At 62.5% G+C, this 20,824-nt stretch carries 19 protein-coding genes; 7 read left to right on the top strand and 12 right to left on the bottom strand.

Annotation, left to right across the window (positions count from 1 at the left end; translation table 11 throughout):
• Nucleotides 1-55: 55 nt before the first annotated feature.
• On the bottom strand, nt 56-2,413 hold the full coding sequence (locus I2C21_RS14010) for a SpoIIE family protein phosphatase (RefSeq protein WP_193536000.1): 2,358 nt from the start codon (nt 2,411-2,413) through the stop codon (nt 56-58).
• Nucleotides 2,414-2,644: 231 nt separating this feature from the next.
• Entirely contained in the window at nt 2,645-2,821 is a 177-nt protein-coding gene (locus I2C21_RS14005; RefSeq protein ID WP_353654820.1) for a rubredoxin, read from the bottom strand.
• A 156-nt stretch (nt 2,822-2,977) separates the two neighbouring features.
• Here I2C21_RS14005 and dusB point away from each other — a divergent pair, with 156 nt between their 5' ends.
• From dusB to I2C21_RS13970, 7 genes are all read left to right on the top strand, one after another.
• Entirely contained in the window at nt 2,978-3,949 is a 972-nt protein-coding gene (gene dusB / locus I2C21_RS14000) for a tRNA dihydrouridine synthase DusB (RefSeq protein ID WP_101692257.1), read from the top strand.
• Between the two features lie 42 nt (nt 3,950-3,991).
• Entirely contained in the window at nt 3,992-4,588 is a 597-nt protein-coding gene (locus I2C21_RS13995) for an RNA polymerase sigma factor (protein WP_195279568.1), read from the top strand.
• 47 nt (nt 4,589-4,635) lie between these two features.
• Entirely contained in the window at nt 4,636-5,745 is a 1,110-nt protein-coding gene (locus I2C21_RS13990) for a zf-HC2 domain-containing protein (RefSeq protein ID WP_195279534.1), read from the top strand.
• A gap of 201 nt (nt 5,746-5,946) precedes the next feature.
• Entirely contained in the window at nt 5,947-8,025 is a 2,079-nt protein-coding gene (locus I2C21_RS13985) for an elongation factor G (RefSeq protein ID WP_193535996.1), read from the top strand.
• A 170-nt stretch (nt 8,026-8,195) separates the two neighbouring features.
• Nucleotides 8,196-9,539 (top strand): butyryl-CoA:acetate CoA-transferase, encoded by a 1,344-nt coding sequence (locus I2C21_RS13980; protein WP_195279533.1) that lies wholly within the window; start codon nt 8,196-8,198, stop codon nt 9,537-9,539.
• Nucleotides 9,540-9,684: 145 nt separating this feature from the next.
• Complete coding sequence (locus tag I2C21_RS13975; RefSeq protein WP_353654819.1) at nt 9,685-10,110, top strand: MarR family winged helix-turn-helix transcriptional regulator; 426 nt, start codon at nt 9,685-9,687, stop codon at nt 10,108-10,110.
• A gap of 5 nt (nt 10,111-10,115) precedes the next feature.
• The gene (locus tag I2C21_RS13970) at nt 10,116-10,778 is read left to right on the top strand and encodes a YczE/YyaS/YitT family protein (protein WP_195279532.1); all 663 of its coding nucleotides are present in this window, start codon (nt 10,116-10,118) and stop codon (nt 10,776-10,778) included.
• 83 nt (nt 10,779-10,861) lie between these two features.
• On the opposite strand, the gene I2C21_RS13965 is transcribed toward I2C21_RS13970, so the two are convergent.
• From I2C21_RS13965 to rimP, 10 genes are all read right to left on the bottom strand, one after another.
• Nucleotides 10,862-12,202, bottom strand: coding sequence for a DUF1576 domain-containing protein (locus tag I2C21_RS13965; RefSeq protein ID WP_195279531.1), 1,341 nt, complete (start codon nt 12,200-12,202; stop codon nt 10,862-10,864).
• Nucleotides 12,203-13,126 (bottom strand): riboflavin biosynthesis protein RibF, encoded by a 924-nt coding sequence (gene ribF / locus I2C21_RS13960; RefSeq protein ID WP_186963065.1) that lies wholly within the window; start codon nt 13,124-13,126, stop codon nt 12,203-12,205.
• A 5-nt stretch (nt 13,127-13,131) separates the two neighbouring features.
• On the bottom strand, nt 13,132-14,007 hold the full coding sequence (gene truB / locus I2C21_RS13955; RefSeq protein ID WP_195279530.1) for a tRNA pseudouridine(55) synthase TruB: 876 nt from the start codon (nt 14,005-14,007) through the stop codon (nt 13,132-13,134).
• Nucleotides 14,000-14,950: a DHH family phosphoesterase gene (locus I2C21_RS13950; protein ID WP_193535984.1), complete on the bottom strand. Its 951-nt coding sequence runs from the start codon at nt 14,948-14,950 to the stop codon at nt 14,000-14,002. The genes truB and I2C21_RS13950 overlap by 8 nt, the downstream gene beginning before the upstream one ends.
• Nucleotides 14,951-14,955: 5 nt before the next feature.
• Nucleotides 14,956-15,351, bottom strand: a complete 396-nt coding sequence (gene rbfA / locus I2C21_RS13945; protein ID WP_101692266.1) for a 30S ribosome-binding factor RbfA — start codon at nt 15,349-15,351, stop codon at nt 14,956-14,958.
• A 112-nt stretch (nt 15,352-15,463) separates the two neighbouring features.
• Complete coding sequence (infB, locus tag I2C21_RS13940; RefSeq protein ID WP_346727987.1) at nt 15,464-17,848, bottom strand: translation initiation factor IF-2; 2,385 nt, start codon at nt 17,846-17,848, stop codon at nt 15,464-15,466.
• A gap of 115 nt (nt 17,849-17,963) precedes the next feature.
• Nucleotides 17,964-18,485 (bottom strand): L7Ae/L30e/S12e/Gadd45 family ribosomal protein, encoded by a 522-nt coding sequence (locus I2C21_RS13935; protein ID WP_195279529.1) that lies wholly within the window; start codon nt 18,483-18,485, stop codon nt 17,964-17,966.
• Nucleotides 18,478-18,753: an RNase P modulator RnpM gene (rnpM, locus tag I2C21_RS13930; RefSeq protein ID WP_101692269.1), complete on the bottom strand. Its 276-nt coding sequence runs from the start codon at nt 18,751-18,753 to the stop codon at nt 18,478-18,480. Before rnpM ends, I2C21_RS13935 begins: the two co-directional genes overlap by 8 nt.
• Nucleotides 18,754-18,810: 57 nt before the next feature.
• Nucleotides 18,811-20,001, bottom strand: coding sequence for a transcription termination factor NusA (gene nusA, locus I2C21_RS13925; RefSeq protein ID WP_101692270.1), 1,191 nt, complete (start codon nt 19,999-20,001; stop codon nt 18,811-18,813).
• Between the two features lie 14 nt (nt 20,002-20,015).
• Nucleotides 20,016-20,471, bottom strand: coding sequence for a ribosome maturation factor RimP (rimP, locus tag I2C21_RS13920; protein ID WP_193535982.1), 456 nt, complete (start codon nt 20,469-20,471; stop codon nt 20,016-20,018).
• Nucleotides 20,472-20,824: the final 353 nt, after the last annotated feature.

Below are 20,824 nucleotides of genomic sequence, written 5' to 3'. Positions count from 1 at the left end.
AATAAAGTTACCACACCCGTCCCTTCCCTGTCAAGTGGGATTTTCTGTGGGCACACTACTCCGTCCGCCGCTCCAGACGCAGGAGGATGGCGGTGCGGTCATCTCCGCTCCCCACCCGCCGCTGTCCCTCCTCGATCAAGATGCGGGCCAGCTCCTTGGGGCTCTCCCCCTGGAAGGAGCGCAGCCGCTCCCGGAGCCACACATCCCCCTCCCCGCCGGCCACGCCGTCAGAGACCATCAGCACGCAGTCCCCTGGCTCCAGGGAGAAGCGGCTCACATCGGGGGCCGCTCCCTGGACCGGGGAGAGCCCGGCGGGCAGCGTACTGCCTGTAATGCGCTGCACGGTATTCCCCTTTTTCACATAGGTGGGGGCCGCACCGTATTTGTAGACTGCCGCCGCACCGGTAAAGAGGTCCACCCGCATCAGGTCGATGGTGGTAAAGCCCCCCGTCTCCTCTCCCTGGAGGGCCAGTGCCCCCGATAGGGTGCGCAGGGCCTCCTCCGGCGGCACCCCAGCCCGCAGGAACTGCTCCAGCAGGCGCACGGCCTCACTGCTCTCCCGGTGGGCGGAGGGTCCCGAGCCCATGCCATCGCACAGGAGCACAAAGAGGCTCCCGTCCTCCTGCTTGAACCAGGCGCCCGTGTCTCCCGACACGGTCTCCCCGTCTTTTTTTCGGGCCGCCACGCCCGCCATGGCCATAAAGGGCTCCCGCTCGGCCAGCACCACCCGGTCATGGCGGGGCGGGCACTCCTCCACCAGACGCAGGGGCTTATCCATCAGCTGAGCCAGGCGCTTGACGGCCTCCCCCCGCCGGAGGGATTGAAGCCCTACCCCCTCGATCTCGATCCGGAGCCGTCCGGACTCGTCATAGTAGACCGCAGGCTCGGCCTCCAGTCCCATTGCCGTAAAATGCTGGCGCAGCCTCCGCTCCCGGAGGGGATCGGGGGAGAGCTCCGCCGAGAGCTCGCTGGCCGCCGCGCCCAGGGCGGCCGAGAGCTCGGCATACTGGCGGCACACCTCCCCCCGGCTCTCCCGCAGGCGGTTTTGGTACTGCCGGCGGTAAAAGAGAGCGGAAAGCTCCTCATTGGCCGCGGAGAGAAACTGTGCAAACCGCTGGCACCGGCTGGAAAAGTGCAGGGGAAAGTCGCTTCCCTCGCCCCTTCCCCGCTCCAGCATGGCGGGCAGGGCGTCGTTGAGGGCGTTATAGGTGTCCACATAGGAGCGCTGCCAGCACATGATCTGCTGGGGACAGGTCTTGCACACCCGGTTGGCGGCCCGGTCAAAGATAATGGCCGTATCTCCGTCGTTTCCGCCGGAGTGGTCAAAGCGGCTGCGCAGAGAATCGTGGAGCTCCCGAAAGGCCCGGGCTGTCCCCTCCAGGCGCTTTCTGGCATACTCCCGGGCCTTGTCCACCGTATCCCGGCGGGGCTCCCGGACCAGCAGGGCCCGGACCTGGCGCAGGCTCCGCTCCGGCAGGAGGAGAAAGAGCACCGACGCGGCAAAGACCTCGTAGAGTACCGACAGGCGCGCTCCATTCCCCCAGGTCCAGAGCACGGCCACGGCGTTGGATAGGACATAGGCCAGGGCGGTACACAGCCGTCCCTGACGGTGAAAGACCCCCGCCATGACCCCGGAGAGCGCATAGGCCATGGAGTAAAAGGGCGCCCCTCCTGCCGCCAGATCCATCCCGATCCCGGTACTGACCCCCACGGTGGCCCCGGCGCCGATGCCGCCCTCATAGGCACACACCATCACAGCCAGAGCGGCTGCCAGCCGTCCGATGGAGAGGTCTCCCCCCAGTGTGATCTTGGACAGGGTGAGCAGCACCGTTCCCGCCAGAATGAGCAGGCTCACCGTCTGCCGGATGGTCAGGGCGTCCTCCTCCCGGTTCTCCGTCCAGGGGGAGAAGGCGATGCGGTAGAAGTAGGCTGACGCGCCCGCCAGCAGTACCTCGGTCCCAAAAAAGATAAAGTGCTCGGCCGTCCAGCCCCGGTCTGAGAGGTAGATAAACCCGGTGATCCCATTCATCAGCGCGGCGGCGGCCGGCATAAACCACACCTTGCGGTACGCACCGATGTCATAGAAGGCAAAGGCCACCGAGAAGATCAGTATGGCCGCCGCCGCATAGCGCAGCCCCTCCACAAAGCCCTGGAAGAGCAGATACCCCATGCAGGCGCCCAGCAAGGCGCAGAATCCATCCAGTCCCGAGCCCGACGCGGCCACCATGCCCAGGCCAAAGGGCGCATAGTTTCCAAAGATCCCCGCCCCCGCCAAAATGCTTCCCAGGAGGAAGCGCATAGCGCACTCTGCGCCCCGCACCAGAATGGGCGCACGGAGCACCAGGCGTCCGGTCTCCCGCATCTCCTCACTGACCCGGGCTGCCCGGGTTCGGATCGTCTCCTTTGCTGCCATTTCGGTTTCCTCCCTGTCCACAGCGGTCCTGCCGCCATCTTTCGTGTGTCCGTCATTATATCCCAGCTTTTGGAAAAACGCCGTCGGAATGGGGAAGAGAAGTTTGCCCGCTCCACTTTTCCTGTGCTATTTCAGGTCATTTCCCAGTCTCTTTTTCGCTTATCGGTAAAAATCCGCACAAAAAGGACGGCATTCCTCCTGATCGGAACGCCGTCCAAAGGGCTGAATCTCTTATGTCTCCATCGGTGCGAACAATTCTTTCCCCTGGTGGCACCGGGGGCAGGCCCACTCCTCCGGCAAATCGGGAAACCCGGTTCCCGGGGGTACGCCCCGGGCGGCGTCTCCCACCATGGCCTGGTAGACATATCCGCATACCGAGCAGAGATAGGGCCGCATATCGCTGTCCATCCGCATCACCTCCTGGGAGGAGTATGCCCCCCGCGCCCGGGATTCATCCCTTGCCCCCCTTTTCTCCTTATGTTATGATAGTAAGGATTGAGTCGGCCGCCCCTGTGACGCGGCTGACACCAAAGACCTATCGTTTTGATTGAGAGAGGGATCCTTTTGAACATTGGCAGCGTCACCATACCTTCCAAACTGGTCCTGGCCCCCATGGCCGGCGTCACCGATCTGGGCTTCCGCACGGTTTGCCGGGAGCTGAGCGGCTGCTACACCGTCACCGAGATGGTCAGCTCCAAGGCACTCTGCTACCAGGACAAAAAATCCATCCCCCTGCTCAAGCTGGGGGAGATCGAGCATCCCGCCGCCGCCCAGATCTTCGGCAGCGACCCGGCCTGCATGGAACAGGCCGCCGGACTGGCCGCCGAGATCTCGGGCGCCCAGATCATCGACATCAACATGGGCTGTCCGGTCCCCAAGGTGGCTCAGAGCGGGGACGGCTCAGGGCTCATGCGTACCCCGGAGCTGGCCGCCCGGGTGCTGGAGGCCGTGGTCCGCGGCGCGGGCGGACGGCCCGTCACCGTCAAATTCCGTCTGGGCTGGGACAAGGGCTCCATCAACTGTGTGGAGTTTGCCCGCATGATGGAACAGGCCGGCGCGGCGGCGGTGGCTGTCCACGGGCGCACCCGCAAGCAGATGTACGCCGGGGAGGCCAACTGGGACTATATCCGGGCGGTCAAGGAGGCGGTCAGCGTCCCCGTCATCGCCAACGGAGACGTCTTTACGCCGGAGGCCGCCGTGCGCATCCTGCGCTACACCGGCGCGGACATGGCCATGGTGGGCCGGGGTGTGTTTGGTAACCCCTGGCTCCTCCAGCAGTGCGCCGCCGCGCTCGCCGGGGAGGAGATCCCCCCGCTCCCCCCGCTGGCCCAGCGGTGCGATACCGCGGTCCGTCAGTTTGAGATCAATGCCGCCCACAAGGGGGAGAAGGTGGCCTGTCTGGAGGCCCGGCGGCACTATGCCTGGTATCTCAAGGGTGTGCCCTATGCGGGCTATTATAAGGAACAGATCTCCAAAATCTCCACCATGGAGGATATCTACAAGGTCACGGAAGGCATCAAGCGGGACCTGCGCTGACGCGTGTTCCTTCCGTCCGGGAAAGGAGGGGAGCGTGTGTCCATGCAATCGGAAGCGGAACTGGTCAGACTGGCCCGGCAGGGCGACGAGTCTGCCTTCGCCCTTCTGGTGGAACAGAATCAGAGCCGCATCTATAACCTGGCCCTGCGCATGACTCGCAACCCGGACGACGCGGCCGAGCTCACCCAGGAGGCCTTCCTCAACGCCTGGCGGGGACTCAGTAAATTCCAGGGTGAGAGCTCCTTTTCCACCTGGCTCTACCGTCTGACCTCCAATCTGTGCATCGACTTTCTCCGCCGGGAGAAGCGGCGCAGCGGCCTCTCCATGACGGTCTCTCTGGATGACGAGGAGGAGGGCCGCCAGGCCGATGTGCCCGACGAGCGCTTCTCTCCGGAGCAGAGCGCCGAGCGCCGGGAGGTCCAGGAGCTCATCCGCGCGGGGCTGTGTTCCCTCTCGGAGGAGCACCGCCGGGTGTTGGTCCTGCGGGAGCTGGACGGGCTCTCCTATGCTGAGATCGCCCAGCTTCTTGGGTTGGAGGAGGGGACCGTCAAATCCCGCATCGCCCGGGCCCGTCTGGCCCTGCGAAAATATCTCATTGTCACCGGGAACTTTTCCTCCGCTTCTTCGTCTACTCCTTAAGAACACAATCCCCATCACCCTACTCTATTCCGAAAGGAGGGACCCCTATGCTCACCTGTGACGAGGCTCTGGAGCTCATCAGCGCCTCTCTGGATGGCCCCCTTGCGCCCGATGAGGCGGTGCGTCTGGAGGAGCACCTGAAGATCTGCGCCCCCTGTCGGGCCCTCCGTGCGGATCTGGAGTCCCTCCACGATCAGCTCCCGCTGCTGAATGCCCCGGTCCCCGAGGGACTCTCCCAGCGCATCCTGGATCAAATCCACGCCGAGCCCCAGGTGGTCCCGCTGCCCCGGCGGCACGGTCTGCCCCGGCACTGGCGGCAGTGGGCCGCCTCGGCGGCGGTCTTTGCTCTGGTACTCCTGGGGGCCGGCGGAATTGGTCTGGCCCAGATCACCGCGCTGCCCGGAGAGAGCACCCTCTCCTCCCCTTCGCCCACGCCCCAGACGGAGCGTTCCACAATCAGCACCTCTTTGCCCGATGGGTCCGGCTTCCCCTCTGTTTCTGCCCCTGTTTCCACCCCTCCGGCAACGGAGGATACGTCGGAAGATCTGCCCTCGGTATACGCGGCGATCCCGGACGGAAGCGCTTCTTCCGCTCCCCCTTCGGCAGAGCCCTCCCCCACATCCGTTCCCGCCCCTACTCCTGCTCCCGCGCCTGCCCTTTACGGGAGTGAAGAACTTGATTCTTTGCCAGCTGCTCCCAAGTCACAGCCTCAGGCAGATGGGCCGGTCCAGGACGCTCCCGCCTCCTATGGAGCCCAGACCAACTCTGGTACCTCGGACGGGCTGCAGGAGACCATTCAGGAGGCCCTTGTGCTCCTCTATGAAGAGGAATTGGGGGGGCAGGCCGCCTTTACCCGAAGTGTCCTGCCTGAGGCGGAGACAACCGCCCTTCTGCTCCAGCCCATTCCTGTGACCGAGGAACCCGCTCCGCGGTGCGCCGTACTGATCTACGTAGGCATGACCGCAGAGAAGGAGCTGAAATTTCATCTTCACAGCTATGCGAGCGCAGAACCCCTTCTCTCCGCCCGGGATACTTCCTATCTGTGCTACTATGTCCTCCCGGCAACCGAGACCGTGCGCGTTGAGACGATATCGGAGGCCCAGGCCCAGCAGGAAGCTTCTGCGGTCCACACCCTCTGTGACAAAATCGACAATTGAATTTCTCTCAAAAGCAGGTCTGTGCACGTATCACACAGACCTGCTTTTGCTTGTCTCCCATGGCTTTGCGGCGTTTTGCATTATTTTGATAAAATTCCAGTTGCCAGTATGCTGTTTTTGAGTTATAATGACTAATGTCAGTTGTGACGCTCCATCGGACGCACGGCTGCTCCGATTTTGAACGCAAGGAGAGGAAACCATATGAGCTATTCCGCGCAAAACATCCGCAACATCTGCCTGCTGGGCCATGGCGCCAGCGGCAAGACCACCCTCGCCGAGAACATGCTGTTTTTGACCGGTGGCACCATCCGGATGGGCTCCCCCGCCGATGGCAACACCGTTTGTGATTTTGATCCCGAAGAGATCCGCCGTCAGGTTTCCATCTCCACGGCGGTGGCCCCCGTCGACTATAAGGGCTGTAAGATCAACGTACTGGACACCCCCGGTTATTTTGATTTCTCCGGCGAGGTCATGGAGGCCCTGAGCGTCTCCGGCGCCGCCGTGATCGTCACCCCCTCCAAGGCCGGCCCCCTGAGCGTGGGCACTGAGAAGGCCTGGAACTACTGCGAGGAGCGCCATATGCCCCGCATCCTCTACATCTCCAAGACCGACGAGGAAAACGCGGACTACAACGCCGCCTTCGCCGCCCTGCGGGAACGGTTCGGCAAGAACGTGGCCCCCGTCGTCGCCCCCATCTGGGACGAGAACAAGAAGGTCATCGGCATCATCGACGTCCTCCACAAGCGCGCCTATGAGATGCAGGGCGACAAGCGCGTGGAGATCGAGGTCCCCGAGGATAAGCTCCCCGTGCTGGATGAGCTCTATGACGCTCTGAAGGAGTCGGTGGCTGAGACCAGCGAGGAGTTCATGGACAAGTATTTCTCCGGCGAGGACTTCACCTATGCCGAGATGCTCCAGGGCCTGCGCCAAGGCGTGCGGGACCTGTCCCTCTTCCCGGTGGTCTGCGGTTCTGCCGTGCAGGGCCTGGGCACTCTGATGCTGCTGGACACCGTGGTGGATCTGATCCCCAATCCCCTGGAGGGCTCCGCTGAGCTGGTGGAGAACGCCGACGGCGAGCTGGAGGAGTATGTCCTCTCCGACCGCGCCTATCCCTGTGCCTTTGTCTTCAAGACCACCTCTGACCAGTACGGCAAGTACTCCTATGTCAAGGTGATGTCCGGCAATCTGACCCCCGATATGACTCTGGTGAACGCCCGCACCGGCGAAAACGTCAAGCTGGGCCGCCTGTATATCATGAAGGGCAAGAAGGCCGAAGAGGTCAAGGAGCTGGTCTGCGGCGACATCGGCGCCATCTCCAAGATGGAGGCACTCAAGACCGGCGATACCATCTGTGATGCCCGCAAGGTGGTCAAATTCCCCGCCCTGCCCTTCCCCGAGCCCTGCTACTCGGTGGCCATCGCCCCCAAGACCCGCGGCCAGGAGGACAAGATCGCCGCCGGCCTCACCCGTCTGAACGATGAGGACCTGACCTTCAACTGGTCCAACAACGCCGAGACCCGCCAGATGGTGGTCTCCGGCACCGGCGATATGCAGATGGACGTACTCCTCTCCAAGCTGAAGAACCGCTTCAGCGTCGAGGCTGAGCTCTCCATTCCCCGTGTGGCCTACCGGGAGAAGATCCGCAAGAAGGTGGAGGTCCAGGGCCGCCACAAGAAGCAGTCCGGCGGTCACGGCCAGTTCGGCGACGTCAAGATCCGCTTCGAGCCTGGCGAGCAGGAAGAGCTGGAGTTCTGCGAGGAGGTCTTCGGCGGCGCGGTGCCCAAGAACTACTTCCCCGCCGTGGAGAAGGGCCTGCGCGAGGCCGTCCAGCACGGTGTTCTGGCTGGCTATCCCGTAGTCAACCTGAAGGCCACCCTGTACGATGGATCCTACCACCCGGTGGACTCCTCCGAAATGGCCTTTAAGACGGCGGCCCAGCTGGCCTACAAGGCCGGTCTCCCCGATGCCAATCCCACCATTCTGGAGCCCATCGGCGAGCTGAAGGTCACCATTCCCGACAGCTACATGGGTGACATCATTGGCGACCTGAACAAGCGCCGCGGACGTGTCATGGGCATGAATCCCGACGGCAAGGGCAATCAGGTGGTGGAGGCCGAGGTCCCCATGGCCGAGATGATGACTTATGCCATCGACCTGCGCTCTCTCACCCAGAGCCGCGGCTCCTTCACCTTCCACTTTGTCCGCTACGAGGAGGCGCCCCCTGTGGCCCAGCAGAAGGCCATTGAGGCGGCTAAGGCTATCCAGGAGCTGGACAGCTGATCCATAAAAGCACTGACCCCCCGGCGAAAGCCGGGGGGTCTTTCTTTGGATAAAACTTCTGACTTTCTCCCCTTCTTCTACTTGTATCTTTGTCGGAAAGGTGCTATAATAGTACCACTAGATTGTTAAAATTCTAACAATATAAATTTTACAATACGAGGTGTCAGACGATGAATTATCGGGAGCAGTATCAGAGCAAGCTGACCACGCCGGAAGAGGCGGTCAAGGTCGTGCAGTCGGGCGACTGGATCGATTACGGCTGGTGTGCCATTACCCCCGAGGCTCTGGATCAGGCGCTGGCAGCCCGCTATCAGGAGCTCTATGATGTCAAGGTGCGCGGCGGCGTCCTGTTCCACAAGCCCGCTATCATGTCGGTTCCCGACGTGGCGGAGCATTTTACCTGGAATTCCTGGCATATGTCCGGTGTGGAACGCAAGATGATCGCCGAGGGCGCCACCTTCTATGCTCCCATGCGCTATTCCGAGCTGCCCCGCTTCTACCGGGAAAATGTGGCTCCCATCCATGTGGCCATGTTCCAGGTCTCTCCCATGGACAGCCAGGGCTACTTTACCTTCGGCCCCAGCACCTCCCATCTCCAGGCCGTCTGTGAGCGCTCGGAGATCATCATTGTGGAGGTCAACCCCAACATCCCCCGCTGCCTGGGCGGTATGGAAAACAGCATCCACGTAGACCAGGTCTCCATGATCGTGGAGCATGAATCCCCCATTGGCCAGCTGCCCGCCGGCGGCCCGGCCACCCCGGTGGATGAGGCGGTCGCCCGTCTCATCGTGGAGGAGATCCCCAATGGCGCCTGCCTCCAGCTGGGCATCGGCGGCATGCCCAATGCGGTGGGCTCCCTCATCGCTCAGTCCGATCTGAAGGATCTGGGCGTCCACACCGAGATGTACGTGGACGGCTTTGTAGACATGGCCATGGCCGGCAAGCTGACCGGTGCCAAAAAGCCCATTGACCGCTTCCGTCAGGCCTATGCCTTTGCTGCCGGCAGCCAGAAGCTGTACGACTACCTCAACGACAACCCCGCCTGCATGGCCGCTCCGGTCAGCTACACCAACGACGTGCGGGTGGTAGCCCAGCTGGACAACTTCATGTCCATCAACAACGCGGTGGATGTGGACCTCTTCGGCCAGGTCAATGCCGAGAGCGCCGGGACCAAGCACATCAGCGGCGCCGGCGGTCAGCTGGACTTTGTGATGGGTGCCTACCTCTCCAAGGGCGGTAAGAGCTTCATCTGCTGCTCCTCCACCTTCATGAACAAAAAGACCGGTCAGCTGGAGAGCCGCATCAAGCCCACGCTGGATAACGGCTCCATCGTCACCGATACCCGCGCCAACACCCACTTCCTGGTCACCGAGTACGGCAAGGTGAATCTGAAGGGCACCTCCACCTGGGAGCGCGCCGAGAAGATCATCTCCATCGCTCACCCGGATTTCCGGGATCAGCTCATCTCCGATGCCGCCAAGATGGGCATTTGGAGACGCTCCAACAAGCGCTGATTCAACCATTGGAACAGACGCCGCAGCCAGCAGGCTGCGGCGTCTGTTTTTACGTTCCCCTTGACAAACGGCATATCTGTATTTTATACTTTAATATTAGAATTCTAACTATTATAATTCTAATATTAGAGGAGGAGATTTTTCCTTGCAGCCTTCCTTTCACTATCTTCTCATGGCCAACCAGGCTATCTTTCACAAAAAACTGCTGGCAGGCCTGCGGGACACCGGGCTCACCCTGGGTCAGCCCAAGGTGTTGGACTACCTGGGGGACCATGACGGTGCCAGTCAAAAAGAGATCGCCACTGCCTGCCACATTGAACCCGCCTCTCTGACCTCGATTCTGAATCGCATGGAAGAGCGTGGAATGGTGGAGCGGAGAATGCTCCACGGAAACCGGAGGAGCTTCTATATTTTTCTCACCGACCGGGGGCGTGCGCTCCAGGGCAGCGTACAGGAGATGTTTGACTCCCTGGAAGAGGACACCTTTCACGGCATCTCGCCGGAGGACCGCAGTGCGTTTCTCCGCGTTTTTTACGCCATTTATCAAAATCTGAGCGGAGAGAAGGAATGATTCACATGGAAAAACTAAAGCGCTATCTGATTTTTCTTCTGGGGCTGTTTCTCAGCTCCCTGGGCGTGAGCCTGATTACCAGAGCTGATCTGGGTACCTCTCCTATCTCCTCCATCCCCTATGTCCTCAGCCTGTCTCTCCCCTGGACACTGGGCACCTTTACGGTGGTATTCAGCCTCCTGCTTATTCTGCTCCAGCTGCTCATCCTGCGCCGGAACTTCCAGCTGGAACACCTGCTCCAAATCCCCATTTCCATGGCATTCGGCGCCTTTATTGACCTGACCATGGCCCTGCTGGACCTCTCCCTTCCGGCCTGGTATCCCATTCACGCGGCTCTTCTCCTAATCGGGTGCGTGGTGCTCGGCTTCGGCGTCTATCTGGAGGTCCTGGCCAACGTGGCCATGCTGCCCGGCGAGTCCTTTGTCCGGGCGGTGAGCACCACCTGGAACACCAATTTTGGCAATACAAAGGTAGCCTTTGACGTCTCTATGACTGTTATTGCGGCGCTTCTCTCCCTGCTGCTCAGCCGCCGGCTGGACGGCGTGCGGGAGGGCACCATTCTGGCCGCTCTTCTGGTCGGCCTGATCGCCCGCTTCTTTGGACGCCTTCTCTCCTTTTTGCCCGAACGGCTCTTCCCCTGCACCGCTCCGGAGCAGGCTTCCGTCTGAGTCCCGGAAATAAAAAATGACCGGCCGGCCCTGAAATAGGGCCGGCCGGTCGCTGTCTCTACATCTACGTGAGGTGAAGTGGGTCAGGAGCCCTCCCGCTCCTCGCTCAGCTCCCCGTGCTTGGGCGCAGGCAGCTGCGGTTCATCGTGCTCAAAGGTATCGAAGTAGTCCTCCTCCTGAATGACCGCCTTGCGGTGGCGGGCAATGGCAATGATGGTGGGGTAGAGGACAATGGCAATCAGCCCGGCGGAGAACCCATTGTTATAGAGGTTCATACCGGCCACCGGACTGCCGGTACTGAGTACCACCACCGAGTGGAGGAATCCGGCCAGGACGCCATACTGCCAGCCGAAATACCCGGCAATGGGGGCCATAGCCGTGCAGAAGAGTACCGCCAGCTGGAGGGAACCGCTCTCCATTCCGCCCTGGAAGAAAAATCCCCCGGCCGTCACGCCGACCATAACCGGAATGATATTGCCCGCATGCTTACCGAAGGCAGAGAAGCCCATGATGGTGAAGAGGCCGCCCAGCGTGGGCCCATTGAGATCGCCGCCCAGCAGAAGCAGAAAGGCCAGTCCAATGAGTCCGTTGATGCCCATGTTGATGAGGACAGGGCCCATGCCGAACATGCGCAGGTAGTCGCTGGGCGCCCGCCCGCTGGTCTTGAGGAGCCGGCGGTATCCGGCCCAGGCCGCCCAGGGGGGACGGTGGCACAGGAAGAGTCCCGCCAGAACAAAGCCCACACATGCCGCTCCCAGCAGGCCGCCGAAGAGAACATTATATCCCTCGGCCCAGTGGTAGTTCAGGGTAGGATCGGCGCCCAGCGCCGTCATCACCGGCACAAAGAGCATGGCCAGCAGGCCACAGGCAAACCCCACGTTGTAGAGGTTCATCCCGTTCTGGATCCGGAAAGTATAGGCACACAGGGGCGGCATAATGAACCCAATCACGATTCCCACCACGATCCCGCTGAAGAGATTGCCAAAACCGTTATCCAGTGCAATATAGCTGACCATGGGGGCCAGGGCGGTGGCCAGCAGTGAGACCGAGATATATTTCGCAAAGGGCTCCTTCCGGCTCCTGGCATAGAGCCAGGTCCCCAGAAGGATGGGCCAGATGTTCAGAAAGTTCTTTCCAAAGAGGGAAAAGCCCCCCATCAGGCCCAGTCCCACCAGGGAAGAGCCATTGAGGGGGTCCCCCGACAGCCGGTAGAGCGCCGCAGTGATGAGTACCACAATCGCTGCGTTGGCAAAGGCCGCACCCGGTCCGGCCAGCTGGATATAGTCTGTGATGAGGGCATTTTCCGTCATCACGATCTTTCCAAGTCCGGTCCAGATGGCCAGCGGACCGTCCATGACCAGGCCGATCAGCAGCAGTACCGCCGCCAGGCCCAGCGCTCCGTAGTAGATCTTTCCATAGCGCATTTACGATCCCCCGCTCCCGCGTTCCAGACTTGCAAAATAGGCACGGGTCTCCTCCGCGTTGCGCATGACTTCCTCCCGCAGCGCCTCCAGAGAGGGGAATTTCCGCTCCCCCCGCAGGCGCTTATAAAACTCCATGCGAATGGTCTTTCCGTACAGGTCTCCGCTGAAATCCAGCAGGAATCCCTCCACGTTGACCCGGTCCCCGTCATCTACCGTTGGACGGGTCCCCACATTGGTCACCGCCAGACGGCTGCTCCCATCGGAAAAGCAAGCCCGGCAGGCATATACCCCGTGGGCGGGAATCAGCACCCCTTTGGGTATGGACAGGTTCACGGTGGGAAAGCCCAGCGTGCTTCCCAGCCGCTTTCCGTGGGCTACCGTATTGCTCAGGGTGTGGGGATGGCCCAAAAATTCATTGGCCCGTTCCATCTCGCCCTGGGCCACCAGGGTACGGATGTAGGTGGAGGAGATCGTAATGCCGTCCTGCTCCACTTTGGGGATAATGTCGCAGCCGATCCCCAACTCCTCACAGGTCTCCCGCAGGCGCTGGGGATTTCCCTCCCCTTTATAACCGAAGTGGAAGTCATGCCCCGCCACCAGATGGACGGCTCCGTGCTCCTTTACCAGGTAGTCGGTAATGAATTCCCGCCAGGGCATATGCATCATCCGCTCATCAAAGCGGGCAATGATAACGTCCCGTATTCCATAGTACCGCTGCATCAGGTCGGCCCGGTCATGGGGGGAGCTGAGCAGGGGCAGGGGACTGCGGAGGATCAGGTTCTCCGGATGGGTGTCAAAGGTGACGGCCGCCGGCACTGCGTCCAGCTCAGCCGCCTTCTCCCCTACCCGGCGCAGCAGTGCGCCATGCCCACGGTGGACCCCGTCAAAAAAGCCCAGTGCGATCACACGTCTTGTCTCTTCCATTCCTCTCACACCTCAAAAAAGCTCTTGATCGTGGTCATGCAGCCATCCTGCAGCCGGCCCAGCAGCAGAAAGTCTCCCTCCGGCCCATAGACCCGGTAGGTTCCGTCCGCTCCCTGCTGCGGAAAGGCCGCGCCGTTCCGGGCGGCCTTTTCCCGCCGCGCATCCACCGTGAGGGCCGGATAGGTGGAAAAGTAGGAGTCCACCGGGCGCAGAAGGGACTCGGCCTCTCCCCGCTCGGCAACCTGGGCCAGCTCCTCCAGCGAGACCGCGCTCTCCAGGCCAAACCCGGCGGCCCAGGTGCGGCGCAGGGAACACATGGCTCCGCCGCAGCCCAGCTTCTGTCCCAGGTCATGGCAGAGGGTGCGGACATAGGTGCCCTTGGAGCAGGCCACCCGCAGAAGATAGGTGTCCGCTCCGGTCTGCTCCAGCACCTCCAGGGCGTGGATGGTCACCGGACGGGGCTTGCGCTCCACCTCCACGCCCTTCCGGGCCAGCTCATAGAGCTTCTGCCCCTTCACTTTGAGGGCGGAGTACATGGGAGGGATCTGGAGGATCTCGCCCCGGAACACCTCCAGGGCCTTCTCCAGCTGCTCCCGGCCAGTCTGGACGGGCCGCTGCTCCAGCACAGTCCCGGTGGTATCCTGGGTATCGGTGATAATTCCCAGTTTTAATCCGGCGATATATTCCTTTCCGGATTCAGAGGCAAACTCCACCGCCCGGGTGGCACGCCCCACAAAGACAGGGAGCACGCCGGTGGCCATGGGGTCCAGGGTGCCCGCATGACCCACTCGCCGCTCGTGGAAGAGGCGGCGGCACCGCCCCACCACATCGTGGCTGGTCCAGTCCTGGGGCTTATCGATGACAATGATCCCGTTAGCCATGGCTTGCCACCTGCCCGATGGCATCCAGGATGGCCTTCTCTGCTTCCTCCAGCGTACCGGAGACGGTGCAGCCCGCGGCGGCAGCGTGTCCGCCGCCACCCAGAAGAGCACACACCTTGGTGGCGTTCAGCCCGCCGCTGGTACGCACGGAGAGCTTGCAGGTACCGCCCTCCTGCTCCCGGATGGTGACCGAAGTCTCCACACCCTCGATCTGGCCCAGGAAGGCGGCGATGTCTTCCAGGTCCTCCTCGGTGGCCCCCGCCTCGTCCAGCAGGGAGCGGGAGATGAGCGCCACGGCGATGCGCCCCTCCTTGTACCGGTGCATCCGCTCCACGATGAGCCGCTCCACCTGGAGCCGAGCCCAGCTCTTGGTGCGGAAATGGCGCTTGTTGAGGGCAAAGACGTCGATCCCGGTCTCCATCAGGGCGGCCGCCACCCGGTGGGTGTCGGCGGTGGTGTTGCCATACTGGAAGCAGCCGGTGTCGGTGGAAACCGCCACATAGAGGGGAACCGCCATCTCCGGCGTAATCTCGCCCAGTTCCCGCAGGATGTCGTAGATCAGCTCGCCGCAGGCGGCCCGCCCGGCGTCCAGGCAGGTCTCCCGGGCGAAGAACTCCTGAGAGGGGTGGTGGTCGATGGCTAGGTCGATCCCCCGCTCCAGCCACCGCTCCCCTTCCCTGGTGAAGAGGCTGCGGGCGGCAATGTCGGTGGAGACTACGGTCTCCGCCTCATAGTCCTCCGGGGCCAGGTATCCCTCCAGATAGGGGGTGAAGAGGTGCGTCTCCCCGGTACCGGGGCAGATGTGTGCGGTCTTCCCCAGACGGCGCAGCCCCGCGCACAGGGCGGCGGCACAGCCGATGGTATCCCCGTCCGGCCGCTTGTGGGTGAGGATGAGATAGCGGTCATGCTGCCGCAGCCAGGCAGCCGCTTCCTGATAGGTCATGGCGCTCACTCCTCATCCTCGGCATCCAGGTCAATGTGGGCATTGGCCGGATTGGCCGGCTTGACCACCTCCGGATTGCGCAGCATGCTCAGGATATGGGCGCCCTGGCCGATGGAGTCGTCCTCCACGAACTGGAGCTCCGGGGTATAGCGCAGCTTGAGGGCGGAGCCCAGCTCCCGCCGCAGGTACCCGGCCGCCGACTTGAGGCCCTTGACGACCTCCTTCACGTCGCTCTTGTCCAGCACGCTCACGTAGATCTTAGAAAAGCGCAGGTCGGGGGTGGTCTCCACCGCAGTGATGGACACCAGCCCGTGGACCCGGGGGTCCTTGACCGTGCGGATGAGGGTCGCCAGCTCCCGCTGGATCTCCTCGTTGATGCGTCCGATGCGATTACTTGCCATATGATTCTCCTATCACGTAATACAGACCCGCCCCTCCTCAAATGACTTGGGGATGGAACGGGTCTGTTTGATTTGGTTCCGAATGGGACAGAGCCTTGGCTCTGCCTGGATCTTATACCTCGATCTGCTCCATCAGGAAGCACTCGATGATGTCGCCCTGCTTGATGTCCTGGTACTTCTCGATGGTAATACCACACTCGTAGCCCTGGGCCACTTCCTTGGCGTCGTCCTTAAAGCGCTTGAGGGAGGCAATGGCGCCCTCGTGGACCACGATGCCGTCGCGGACCAGACGGATCTGGGCCTTGCGCTCCACCTTGCCCTCGGTGACATAGCAGCCGGCCACGATGCCCGCGCCGGTGATCTTGTAGACCTCGCGGACCTCGGCCTGGCCCAGCGCCACTTCCTTGAACTTGGGCGCCAGCATGCCCTTCATGGCGGCCTCGATCTCGTCGATGGCGTCGTAGATCACGCGGTACATCCGCATATCCACGCCGTTGCGGCCGGCGGTATCCTTGGCGTTGGCGTCGGGGCGGACGTTGAAGCCCACGATGATGGCCCCGGAAGTGGTGGCCAGCATGACGTCGCTCTCGTTGATGGCGCCCACCGCGCAGTGGATGACCCGGACGCGGACCTCGTCGTTGGAGATCTTCTCCAGGCTGGCCTTGACGGCCTCGGCAGAGCCCTGCACGTCGGCCTTGACGATGATGGGCAGCTCCTTCATCTCGCCCTGCTTGATCTGGCTGAACAGATCCTCCAGGGAGACCTTGTGGCCCACCGGGCCGGAGGCGGCCATCTTCTGCTCGTGCTTGCGCTGCTCCACCAGCTCGCGGGCCATGCGCTCGTCGGCCACGGCGTGGAAGTCGTCGCCGGCGCCGGGCACTTCGCCCATACCGATGATCTCCACGGGCACAGAGGGGCCGGCCTCGGTCAGCTTCTGGCCGCGGGCGTTGGTCATGGCGCGGACACGGCCCACCGCGGTGCCGGCGATGATGACGTCACCCTGCTTCAGGGTACCGTTCTGGACCAGCAGCGTGGCCACAGGGCCGCGGCCCTTGTCCAGACGGGCCTCGATGACGGCGCCGTGGGCGGAACGGTTGGGGTTGGCCTTGAGCTCCTGCATCTCGGCGGTCAGGTTGACCATCTCCAGCAGGTTGTCGATGCCCTCGCCGGTCTTGGCGGAGATGGGGCAGATGATGGTGTCGCCGCCCCACTCCTCGGGCACCAGCTCATACTCGGTGAGCTGCTGCTTGATGCGGTCGGGGTTGGCCTCGGGCTTATCCATCTTGTTGATGGCCACGATGATGGGAATCTTGGCGGCCTTGGCGTGGTTGATGGACTCCACGGTCTGGGGCATGATACCGTCGTCGGCGGCTACCACCAGGATGGCGATGTCCGTGACCATGGCGCCGCGGGCACGCATGGCGGTAAAGGCCTCGTGGCCGGGGGTATCCAGGAAGGTGATGGTCTGGCCGTTCACCTGGACCTGGTAAGCGCCGATGTGCTGGGTGATGCCGCCAGCCTCGCCGGAGGCCACATTGGCGTTGCGGATATAGTCCAGCAGGGAGGTCTTGCCGTGGTCGACGTGGCCCATGACCACCACCACGGGGGCACGGGGGAGCAGATCCTCTTCCTTGTCCTCGGCGGTGTCGATGAGGCGCTCCTCGATGGTGACGATGACCTCCTTCTCCACCTTGCAGCCCATCTCCTCGGCGATGATGGCGGCGGTGTCGAAGTCGATGACGTCGCTCAGGGAGGCCATGACGCCGTTCTTCATCAGGGTCTTGACCACCTCGGCGCCGGTCTTCTTCATGCGGGAAGCCAGCTCGCCCACGCCGATCTCATCGGGGATCTTGACGGTGAGCGGGGTCTTCTTGGCGATCTCCAGCTGGAGCCGGCGCATCTTCTCCTGTTCCTCCTGGCGGCGCTTGTTGCCGCCCTGGAAGCCGCCCTTGCGCTGGTTGCGCCCCTGGAACTTCTGCTTGCCGGCCTGCATCTGCTTGGTCTTACCGGCGGCCAGGTCCTCCAGGCGCTCGTCGTACTTATCCAGGTTCACATCGCCGCCCTTGCGGGTGTCCACGATCTTCTTCTCGGGGACGCGGCTGGCGGGACGGGCGGCGGGCTGCTGGGTCTGGCCGCTCTTCTGGGCAGGCTGCTGCTGGGCAGGACGGGCCTGCTGCTGGCTGCCGGTATTCTGGGGCTTCTGGTTGTTCTGGGGCCGGGGAGCGCTCTGCGCGCTCTTCTGACCACCCTGGGGAGCCGCCTGGGCCGGCTTGGCGGCCGCCTTGGGCTCATGGTAGACGTCGGCGTAGATGGACTCCACGCTCTCCACCTGGTTGTGCTGGGTCAGATAGTCGAAAATAACGGACAGCTCACCGTCCTCCAGAACCTGCATGTGGTTCTTGGGGGCGGTGGCGTAATCGGTGAGGATATCAGCGATCTCTTTGGAATTCTTGCCAAAATCCTTGGCCACCTCATGGACACGATACTTGTTGTTCAGCAAATAAAGCCACCTCCACTGTGGGACTTGTACCAACGAGAAAACACAGCGCACACCGCTATGCTTTCTGATTGGAACAAGTCCGGTTGTTGTTTGATACGTTCTCATGCCGCGCTTATGTCTCATGGCGGCGCGGGGCCCCCTTGGGGCCGGATCTCTTGCGGGACTTCTTCCCGGCGACCGATCCTTCTTTCTTTCTGGGCGGCGCGGCCCAGGGCTTGCTGCGGGCCGCCTGGCGTTCCTTTTCCCGGGTACGCCGCTCCTTCTGCCGCTCCAGCGCCCGGCGGGCCCGGGTACGCAGCAGCTCGGCCGCAGCGCCGTATTGCTCCGGGTCCTCTGCGGCCAGCTTCTCCGCCGCGGCACAGGCCAGCCCCACATCCGTGAAGGCCAGCAGCGCACAGCTGGAGCGCCCCACGGTATGCCCCAGCTCCGCCTTGGTGAAGGGGACGGTGAGGCAGGGCGCGGTGCCGCTCTCGGCCATGTGTCCGGCCCGGCGTATGGTATTCTCCGCCGCATCGCAGGCCACCAGCAGGAGCTTGCCCTCCCGGCTCTTGACCGCCTCGCCTACCGGGTCCTCCCCCACGGCCAGGCGGCCCGCCTTCCGGGCCAGTCCGATCAGGTGCAGTACGCTATTCATCCTTTGCCCCTTCCTGCATCTGCTCCTCCAGGCCGGCATAGACCTCATCCGGGATCTGGGTGGAAAAGGCCCGCTCCAGCGCCCTGGACTTGCGGGCCCGGGCCAGGCAGGCGCTGTCCGGACAGAGATAGGCCCCCCGTCCGGGTTTCTTCCCCTTAAAATCCAGGGAGATCTCATTCTCCGGGGATTTGACCACCCGGATCAGCTCCCGCTTGGGTTTCATCTCCCGGCAGCCCAGACACTGGCGCATGGGGATCTTCTTCGGCATAGGGATTGCCCCCTTTCTCTGGGCGTGGGCGGGGAGAGCTCTCCCCGCCCGCCGCGCTTATTCCTCGCTGTCGCTCTCGGCGCTCTCGTTCTCCAGCACTTCCTCGTCGGCCAGGAAGTCCTCCTCCTCATCCTGAGGCAGTTCCTCCTCCACGGGGGCGCTCTGGGGCTTGATGTCGATCTTATAGCCGGTCAGCTTGGCGGCCAGACGGGCGTTCTGACCCTCCTTGCCGATGGCCAGGGAGAGCTGATCGTCGGGTACAACCACCCGGCAGCTCTTCCCCTCCTCCAGCGTGGTGACGCTGATGACGTCGGCGGGGGAGAGGGCCGCGGCGATGTACTCGGCGGGATCCTCGCTGTACTTGATGATGTCCACCTTTTCGCCGCCCAGCTCTTCCACGATGTTGTTTACGCGCTGACCGCGGGGACCCACGCAGGCGCCGATGGCGTCCACGTTGGGGTCGGCGGACCAGACCGCCAGCTTCGTGCGGGAGCCAGCCTCACGGGCGATAGACTTGACCTCCACCGTGCCGTCATAGATCTCAGGCACTTCCATCTCAAAGAGGCGCTTGACCAGACCGGGATGGGTGCGGGAGAGGAGGACCTGGGGCCCCTTGGTGGAGCGGCGCACTTCCACCACATAGACGCGCAGGCGCATGCCCTCGGTGAGGGGCTCGCCCTTGACCTGCTCACTGACCGCCAGATAGGCCTCGGTGCTCTCGTTGCCGGAGCCGATGCGCAGGCTGGCCGCGCCGGAGCGGGGATCGATGCGGGTGACGAGACCGGTGAGGATCTCATGCTCCTTGGAGTTGAACTCGTCATAGATCATGCCGCGCTCGGCCTCACGCATGCCCTGGATGATGACCTGACGGGCGGTCTGGGCGGCGATCCGGCCAAAGTTGCGGGGCTTGATCTCGATGCGCAGCACGTCGCCCAGCTGCGCCCGGGGCAGCGCGGCCCGGGCCTCCTCCAGGCTCATCTCGGTGCAGGGGTTATCCACCTCTTCCACCACGTCCTTCTTGACAAACATGCGCACGGTGCCCAGCTCTTCGTTGGCGTCCACGGTCACGTTATCGCCCACGCCCTCGTGGTCCCGCTTATAGGCCGAGACCAGAGCCTGGGTGATCTTCTCGATCATATAGGCCTTGGGGATGCCCTTCTCCTCTTCGATCATACGGATCGCGGCGAAAAATTCCGTCGCGTCCAGCTCGTTGCTCTTCTGTGCTTTTGCGTTCTTTCTCGTCGCCATTGTTCTTTACTCCTTTAAAAACGCACATACAGGCGGACCTGTGCGATGTCTTTCTTTTCAAATGTGACGGTGCCGTCGCCCTCCTCCAGGGTGACGTTGCCGTCAGCATACCCCCGGAGCAGGCCCACATATTCCTTTTTCCCCTCCCGGGCCCGGTAGAGCTTGACCTCTACCTCGCTGCCCAGATAGGCCGCAAAGTGCTCGCTCTTACGCAGCACCCGGTCGATGCCGGCCGAGCCCACCTCCAGGGTATAGCTCCCCTCAATGGGGTCGGCCTCGTCCAGCGCGTCGGAGAGGGGCCGGGACACGGCCTCACAGTCGTCAATGGAGACGCCGCCCTCCTTATCAATATACACCCGGAGGTACCAGGAACCGGCCTCCTTCACATATTCCACATCCCACAGGGTACACCCCTGCGCCTGGGCGATGGGGGCGGCCAGTTCGGCCACCAGATCCGTTACCTTTGCCATGCGCGCACCTCCAGTTCAATGCCCTCAACAGTAGGTTCCAGAATTTTACATACCGAATTTTTCTCAAAAAGAAGAGCGGGGCGGACCCCACTCTAACCATAACCTACTCTTACTATCATAGCGATTATACCACAGCGGGGGCGGCGGTGCAAGTGCTTTGCCTCATCTTTTGCCGCTTCTTTTGGCGCAGAACCGCCGTTTTTAGGCTCTTGCGGGGTGGAAAACAAACTTTTTTCGCCTTCGGACATCCTCTTGCCTCTTTGTAACCTTTTTTTGTTGACATAATGAGGATGTTTGATAGAATGGGGTAGAATGGGAAGTTTATCCCCTTGGGATTTGATCTGAATTTTTGA

The organism is Clostridium sp. J1101437_171009_A5 (genome assembly GCF_015547905.1).
Classification (GTDB): domain Bacteria; phylum Bacillota; class Clostridia; order Oscillospirales; family Oscillospiraceae; genus Pseudoflavonifractor_A; species Pseudoflavonifractor_A gallinarum.
This window is presented reverse-complemented; position numbering and strand designations above follow the sequence as displayed.